The following is a 7,866-nucleotide window of genomic DNA, read 5'->3' on the forward strand; positions in this document are numbered from 1 at the left end:
ACTGAAATTAAGATGTCAAGAAGTCAAATTAAATCAATAGGAGGACGATTGGGTTATTGAAAGCTATCGAACCATACTGGCTCGTTTGGGATCATATTGCCAGCCGGGGATCAGGTATTGCATGGCCATAGCATCGTCACGGGCGCCCTGGCCCAGCTTTTTGTACAGGGCATTGGCTTTTTCCACCTGAGCCATATCGATTTCTACCCCGAGTCCCGGTTTATCCGGCACATTGACCAGACCGGCGATAATTTTGAAGGGTTCTTTAGTGAGATGTTCCTGGCCTTCCTGCCAAATCCAGTGAGTGTCGATAGCGGTGATGTTTCCGGGGGCCGCTGCCGCCGCATGGGTAAACATGGCCAGGGATATGTCAAAATGGTTATTGGAATGAGACCCCCAGGTCAGGCCGAATTCATGACACATTTGAGCGACGCGAACTGAGCCTTGCATGGTCCAGAAATGCGGATCGGCCAACGGGATGTCTACGGCATGAAGCTGAATGGAGTGACCCATTTGCCGCCAGTCAGTGGCAATCATATTGGTCGCTGTCGGCAGGCCGGTGCTCCGGCGAAATTCCGCCATAACTTCTCGGCCGGAATAGCCATTTTCCGGCCCGCAGGGGTCTTCGGCATAGGCCAGTACATCCTGCTGGCCGCGGCAGAGTTGAATTGCTTCTTCCAGCGACCAGGCGGCATTAGGGTCCAGAGTGATACGGGCTGCGGGAAAGCGTTTGGCCAGGGCGGTAACCGCCTCTATTTCCTCCGGGCCGGTCATGACACCGCCTTTGAGTTTGAAATCCTGAAATCCATAGCGCTCAGCCGCCGCTTCGGCCAGAGCCACAATAGCCGCCGGAGTCAGGGCCTCCTGGTGGCGCAGGCGCAGCCAGCCGTCTTTGGCTGCAGGGTTAAGATAGGGAAGATCGGTTTTGTTACGGTCGCCCACATAAAACAGATAGCCGAGCATTCGCACCGCATGCCGCTGTTGGCCGCTGCCCAGCAAAGCAGCCACCGGCACCTTCAGGAACTGGCCCAACAAATCCAGCATAGCGGCTTCAATAGCGGTGATTACATTGTCGGAACGAAGATTAATTTCATGGGGTTGTTTCAGAATAGCCGCCTCGGCCGCCGAAGTGACCTTATGGACGGTCGCCTGCGGACCTGCCGCTTTCCCTTCAAGCAATTGCCGCCTCACACCGGTGAGAACATTGTTGTACTGGCCGATGGATTGGCCGACCACCAGCGGCTTGGCTCGTTCCAACGCCTTTAGAATGCCCTCGCCGCCAGGAACCTCGCCTACGCCGGTGTGTCCGGCATTATCTTTCAGGATAATGATGTTGCGGGTGAAAAAAGGAGCGTGAGCGCCGCATAAATTGAGCAGCATACTGTCATATCCGGCAACGGGTATCACATGCATCTCGGCAATGGACGGCGCGCCGCCGCTTATCTGCTTGTCCATGATTGAAAGGAACCTCCTTTTTTATACTCATACTCCTGGGTTTTATCGCAGCCTGCTCTATCCGGACACAGGCTGCGGCCTCGCTGATAAAGCCCGGACTATTCGGCATGGATTGGTTTCAGTTCAACCCGTTTGATCTCGCCGACAATAAACAGATAACTGGCCATGGCAATAAAAGCATGCGCGCCTACATAGACTAACGCGCCGTTAAACGAGCCAGTGGCCTGTAGAATGTAACCGATGGCAATAGGGGTGGTAATACTGGAGAGATTGCCGCAGGTGTTCAAAAGCCCTCCACTGAGTCCGGCTATTTGTTTGGGTGCAGTGTCAGAGTTGACCGCCCAGCCAAGCGCGCCAATACCCTTCCCAAAGAAGGACAGAGCCATGAGAGCAATGACTACCCACTGAATATCGACATAATTGCAAACAACGATGCTCATTGACAATAGCATCCCCCCTACAATCGGCACTTTTCTGGCCACAGAAAGAGAATATCCCTTTCTTAACATGAAGTCGGAAATAATGCCGCCCAAAACCCCGCCGGCAAAACCGCATACCGCAGGTATCGACGCAACGAAGCCGGCTTTCAATATGGTCATGCCCCGGGCCTGCACCAAATAGACCGGAAACCAGGTAATAAAGAAATATGTCAGGGCATTAATACAATATTGGGCGATATAAATGCCCAGCATCATGCGATTTCTCAGCAATTCTTTAATATAATGCAGATTGGGGCCTTCCTGCTTGCCGCCGTCTTTCTTGGCCTGATCCATATTCACAAGAGCGCCGCCCTCTTCAATATAGTCGATCTCAGCCTGGTTGGTCAGCGGATGCTCCTTAGGATTATAAATCAGTTTTTTCCATATGAATACAAACAAAATTCCCAACACACCCATGACCGTAAATACATAATGCCAGCCGAAAGTGTGAACCAGCCAGCCCATGAGCGGCGCAAAAAACACCGTCGCCGCATATTGCGCTGAATTAAAGATGGCGGAAGCAGTGCCTCGCTCATTTGCGGGAAACCAGGCTGCAACGATCCGGCTGTTCGCAGGAAAAGAAGGGGCTTCGGCGGCTCCAACCAGAAAACGTAAGCTAAATAAAATGAGGACAGCTATGGCGCCGGTAAAAAAAGCAACCGCGCCCTGGAGCAGCGTGAAAAGCGACCAGAAGAAGATGCTGCATGCGTAAACCCGCTTTGAACCAAAGCGGTCTAAAAGCCACCCGCCCGGAAGCTGAAAAATGACATAGGCCCAGCCAAAAGCCGAAAAGATATAGCCCATTGATACGGCATCCAAATTTAATTCTTTCGCTATAGCCGGGCCAGCAAGCGAGATAGTGGCGCGATCGGCATAATTGATCACCGTAATAAAGAACAATACGGCTACAATCATCCAGCGGACATTGGTTTTCTTGTCCACAGGGACCCCGGCTTGTCTTACTGTAATATTATCAGTATTCATATAATTCACCGCATGGACTTGCCGCTAAGTCAAATCCATTATCCTTTCTCAATTTTATCAATACCATTTTTGAGCGTTAACGCAGCATGCAGGGACGCTTATGATCAAATTGCCAGCCCGGAATGAGATATTGCATGGCGGCAGCGTCGTCGCGCGCGCCAAGGTTCATCTTTTGATAAACTTGATGGGCCTTTTCCACCTGCTTCATGTCAAGCTCGATGCCAAGACCGGGTTTATCAGGCACGGCTACTTTGCCATTGACGATCTGCAAGGGCTCTTTGGTCAGGCGCTCGCAGCCCTCCTGCCAAATCCAGTGTGTGTCAAGAGCGGTAATCTTCCCTGGAGCGGCAGCGCCGACATGGGTAAACATAGCCAGCGAAATATCGAAATGGTTATTGGAATGGGAACCCCAGGTCAACCCCCACTCGTGACACATCTGCGCTACGCGCACCGACCCCCGCATGGTCCAGAAATGAGGGTCGGCCAGCGGGATATCCACGGCGTGCAGCTGAATGGTATGACCCATTTGCCGCCAGTCGGTGGCGATCATATTGGTCGCCGTCGGCAGGCCGGTGACCCGACGAAACTCGGCCATCACTTCCCGGCCGGAATAACCGTTCTCCCCGCCGCAGGGATCTTCCGCATAAGCCAGCACATCGCGTTTGTTGCGGCAGAGCCGAATGGCCTCTTCCAGCGACCAGGCGCCATTAGGGTCAAGGGTGATGCGCGCTTTGGGAAAACGTCTGGCCAGTGCGGCGACTGCCTCCATTTCATCATCACCGGCCAGCACGCCGCCTTTTAGCTTGAAATCATTGAAGCCATAGCGCTCATAAGCCGCTTCCGCCAATGTCACTATCGCCCGGGACGTAAGCGCCTGCTCGTGGCGAAGGCGCAGCCAGCTATTCTTTGCTCCGGGATTGCTGTAATAAGGCAGTTTTGTTTTTTCCCTGTCACCAACGTAGAAGAGATAGCCCAGCATCTCAACCGCATCCCGCTGCTGGCCGTCGCCAAGCAGCGCGGCGACAGGCATACCGAGATACTGGCCCAAAAGGTCCAGCAGCGATGCCTCCAGGGCGGTTACGGCATGGATGGCGGTGCGCAGGTCAAATGTTTGCAACCCCCGCCCGCCGGTGTCGCGGTCAGCGAATCTCTGCCGTACCGTGTTTAATATATTGAGATACTTGCCGATGGGCTGCCCGATCACCAATGGACGGGCCTCCTCAATGGTCCGGCGAATTCGTTCTCCTCCGGGCACTTCGCCAATTCCCGTGTGCCCTGCACTGTCTTTGAGGATCACAATATTGCGCGTGAAGAAAGGTCCATGGGCGCCGCTGAGATTGAGCAGCATACTGTCATGCCCTGCGACCGGTATGACTTGCAAATCGGTAACGGCCGGCGATCCTGCTGTTTCAATACTCACAATATCACTCCAATTCTGTAAATTTTCATGATGAGACGGGAACTCTGAATGAATCAGCTCCCGTCCACTTGACTAACGCTTGACTTCCACCTGAGCCTGCATTTCATAATACTTCACCAAACTGCTATGGTCGCTGTCACCCAAGCCAGCCACTTTCAGCGACTGCATCATTTCCATCACAGCGGCAGTCAACGGCAGGGGAACTCCGATTTCATGAGAAGTTTCCAGCACATTGGCAAGATCTTTAATATGTAGATTAATGCGGAAGCCGGGATCGAATTTGCGGTCCATAACCAGCGGCGCCTTGGCGTCTAAGACTGTGCTGCCGGCAAGGCCGCCGCGGATTGCCTGATATACCAGTTCGGGTTCTACGCCGGCTTTTGTCGCCAATACCAGTGCTTCCGACATGGCGGCAATATTTAAGGCCACAATCACCTGGTTGGCAAGTTTGGTAACATTGCCGGCGCCAATATCGCCGGTGCGAACAACAGAAGCCGCCATCACTTTCATTACATCATAATATTTATCAAATACTTCTTTTTTGCCGCCGACCATGACCGACAGCGTGCCGTCGATTGCTTTGGGTTCACCGCCGCTAACCGGGGCATCCAGCATTTCCACGCCTTTTTGCGTGAGTTTTTGACTGATTTCGCGGCTGGCCAACGGCGCAATGGAACTCATATCAATCACCGTCAGGCCAGGTTTAGCGCCTTCTATCACGCCATTTTCACCAAGCACTACTTCTCTTACCTGGGGCGAATTCGGCAGCATGGTTATAACGACATCCACCTGCTGGGCAACGGCCTTCGGAGTAGCCGCAACCATTGCGCCGCAGGCGCGTACTTCTTCTGCGGCAGCTGTAACACGGTCCAAAACAACAAGTTCGTACCCCGCTTTTAAAAGGTTTTTGCTCATGGGCTTACCCATGATGCCGAGACCAATAAAACCAATTTTCATACCAACCGACTCCTTATATAAATTTACAAGTGTTTATAACAATGCCATCTCAACCAAAATTTTTCTCAACCGTTCCCGCTCGTCAGTAGTCATCGGACCTACCGGGTCCATGCAGAAACCCGCCTCAATGCCGAGCATATTGAGAGATTCTTTGATGACTACAGGAAATGTGCCGATGTCAAAGGCAATTCTGAGAGGCGCCAGAGTAAATTGCGCATCCAAAGAACCCTGTAAATCACCGGCGATAAATTTGTCATAAATATCGGCGCACAGACGGGGAGCTACATTGGCGCAAGAGGCAATGGAACCGGCGGCGCCGTAGCAGAGGGCCCCGTAGATCAGGGTATCCCGGCCCATAAGCACGTTAAAAGCAGCATTTCCCCGCGTCAACCGAATATATTCCGCTGTCAGAGTCAAATCGCCGCTGGAATCCTTGATGCTGACAATATTGGATATTTCGGATAATTTAGCAACTGTGGCAGCGGTAAGGCTGACACCCGTCTTGGACGGATTGTTATAGAGCACAACCGGCAGGGCCGTACTGGCCGCTATTGTCTTGTAATGTTCGAAAAGCTGATGTTGATTCGGCGAAATGAACATGGGGGTTAATACCGATACGGCGTCTACGCCGCAGTTTTCGGCCAATTGGGTCAACATCACACTTTCGCGGGTAGTGATGCCATTCGTCCCCGCATAGACCGGCACTCTGCCTTTAGTTTCATCCACAGCAGTCAGGAAAATTTCCCGTTTTTCTTCCAGGGTAAACCCGTAAAATTCACCGGTTGTCCCCGTAACAAAGAGCCCGTGCACTCCACCGCCAATTAAATGGTTGATCAGTTTGCGCATGCCTTTTTCATTGAACTTTCCCTCAGGGGTAAGCGGCGTAATAACCGGAGGGATTATACCCCGGGGCATAAACTTATGTGTTTTCATTTCTCGGTTCACTTGACTCCTTTCATTACACATACTTCAAATAACGATATTTAATTTCATTATTTGATATCGTGTTTTATATATTAAAATTGATTTTTATATTCTCTCGCTAACTTTAAATTCCTGCTGTCTGAAGAAAAAAATAAAAAAAAGAACGCCTGGCTTTGCCAACGTTCCTTCGGTCAAAATTTATGCCGGCAAGTTACCAGCCGCCCCGCGCTCCCATACGGGCTGATATCCGGTGTGAATAATCAATTAACAAAGGTACAAATTCCTGGATTTTTTCCCATGAATACACACTCGTCGGACCGGAAATGCTGATTCCCGCCACGATTGTACCGGCAGCATCATATAGGGGAGCGGCGGCGCAATTAATGCCATTGCTCCACTCCTCGCGGTCAATTGCATACCCCTGAAGCCGTACTGTTTCGAGCTCTTGCAGGAACTCAGCCTCCTCGACGATTGTTCTGAAGGTATACCGCTTGACTCCCCGCTTAAATGCTTCCCGGGCTATCTCCGGGTTTTTACAGGTTAGGACTTTGCCCAAAGCCGTGCAATAAATCGGCCTTCTCATGCCGATATGAAAGTAGCCATAAGAACAATACGGTGTTTCGGCCCGCGCAATATATACCACTTCATTGTCATCGAGAATAGCTAAATTGACATTGGCCTTTAGCGTATTGGAGAGTTCTTCAAGGAGAGGAAGTCCTATCCGCCTGATCTCCATGGAGTTTAAAACAATCCCTTCGTATTTGAGAAAGCCTTTGCCTAAAGAGTAAATCCCTTCCTGCTGCTCAATTAATCCAAATTCTTTTAAGGTATTCAACATGCGGTATGCTGTTGCCTGATTGATACCTGTTGCCGCCGCAATATCCTTTAAGCGCAGCCGAGGTTTCTCATAAGAAAAACAGTTGAGTATCGTCACAGCTTTCGCAATACTATTGTTCAATACCTCTTTCTGCGTTTCGTTCGGCATAGGTATCACCCCTCAAAAATTTCACATATTGAAATACTATTTAATATATACATAATATAGAATAAGTATTATTTGCGCAAGTATTTGTGCCGAGGTTGCAGCCACAGGGAGTCAATACTAAAAAAACCTAACTTCTGATATGCATGTATCATTAAAGATGTCGCCTTTGTATTTCTCATATATACCCTCCAATATCCTGATATACATCATAGCCAAACTTTTTTGCAAATGGTATCCTACTCCTTTATAACCACTCCAAAGATGTTAGCAAGAGCTATAGCTTGTTCGGGGGCGATGATACAATTGCGAAGATCATTGGCAGTTAAGGCTAGCTGACAAAATTGACAAGTGCTAAGATCAATTCCCGCCAGCTTAGTACCCGAGAATTGTGGAGTGTCGGGGGACGTGGAGTGTCGGGGGACGGGGATATTGACATTCTATTAGGCTTTAGAAAAACAATTTCTCTATTAATCCCCCAATAAATTCTGCCTGTAAGGAATCCACTTCCTGTGTCTAAGAGCTTATTATCATAATTACTTTCTTTTCCCAATATTGAATTCCTGTTTTAATCGCTTTCTTCAGGACGTATTATTAATTCAGAAACTATATGCTAAAAAGTGATCCGCCCAGCATAACCGATGTTTTAATCTTGTTGTCAATAA

At 50.1% G+C, this 7,866-nt stretch carries 5 protein-coding genes and 1 pseudogene; all 6 read right to left on the reverse strand.

Annotated elements, in window-relative coordinates; genetic code table 11:
- Nucleotides 1–63: 63 nt before the first annotated feature.
- Nucleotides 64–1,455 carry an enolase C-terminal domain-like protein gene (locus ALO_RS14115; protein ID WP_004096950.1) on the reverse strand — a complete coding sequence of 464 codons (1,392 nt, stop codon included), beginning with the start codon at nt 1,453–1,455 and terminating at the stop codon, nt 64–66.
- 98 nt (nt 1,456–1,553) lie between these two features.
- The gene (locus ALO_RS14120; protein ID WP_004096951.1) at nt 1,554–2,918 is read right to left on the reverse strand and encodes an MFS transporter; all 1,365 of its coding nucleotides are present in this window, start codon (nt 2,916–2,918) and stop codon (nt 1,554–1,556) included.
- A 76-nt stretch (nt 2,919–2,994) separates the two neighbouring features.
- Nucleotides 2,995–4,338, reverse strand: a complete 1,344-nt coding sequence (gene gudD / locus ALO_RS14125) for a glucarate dehydratase (protein WP_004096953.1) — start codon at nt 4,336–4,338, stop codon at nt 2,995–2,997.
- Nucleotides 4,339–4,410: 72 nt separating this feature from the next.
- A pseudogene (gene garR, locus ALO_RS14130) lies at nt 4,411–5,298 on the reverse strand (2-hydroxy-3-oxopropionate reductase); the annotation flags it as partial.
- A gap of 30 nt (nt 5,299–5,328) precedes the next feature.
- On the reverse strand, nt 5,329–6,228 hold the full coding sequence (gene dapA / locus ALO_RS14135; protein WP_004096958.1) for a 4-hydroxy-tetrahydrodipicolinate synthase: 900 nt from the start codon (nt 6,226–6,228) through the stop codon (nt 5,329–5,331).
- A 202-nt stretch (nt 6,229–6,430) separates the two neighbouring features.
- Nucleotides 6,431–7,204: an IclR family transcriptional regulator gene (locus tag ALO_RS14140; RefSeq protein ID WP_004096960.1), complete on the reverse strand. Its 774-nt coding sequence runs from the start codon at nt 7,202–7,204 to the stop codon at nt 6,431–6,433.
- Between the last annotated feature and the right edge of the window lie 662 nt (nt 7,205–7,866).

Origin of the sequence: Acetonema longum DSM 6540 (genome assembly GCF_000219125.1) — a bacterium.
GTDB classification, from domain to species: domain Bacteria; phylum Bacillota; class Negativicutes; order Sporomusales; family Acetonemataceae; genus Acetonema; species Acetonema longum.

Coding starts and splice junctions, on each gene's coding strand:
- ALO_RS14115 (WP_004096950.1), bottom strand. CDS start 1,455: ATGGACAAGCAGATAAGCGGCGGCGCGCCGTCCATTGCCGAGATGCAT.
- ALO_RS14120 (WP_004096951.1), bottom strand. CDS start 2,918: ATGAATACTGATAATATTACAGTAAGACAAGCCGGGGTCCCTGTGGAC.
- dapA (WP_004096958.1), bottom strand. CDS start 6,228: ATGAAAACACATAAGTTTATGCCCCGGGGTATAATCCCTCCGGTTATT.
- ALO_RS14140 (WP_004096960.1), bottom strand. CDS start 7,204: ATGCCGAACGAAACGCAGAAAGAGGTATTGAACAATAGTATTGCGAAA.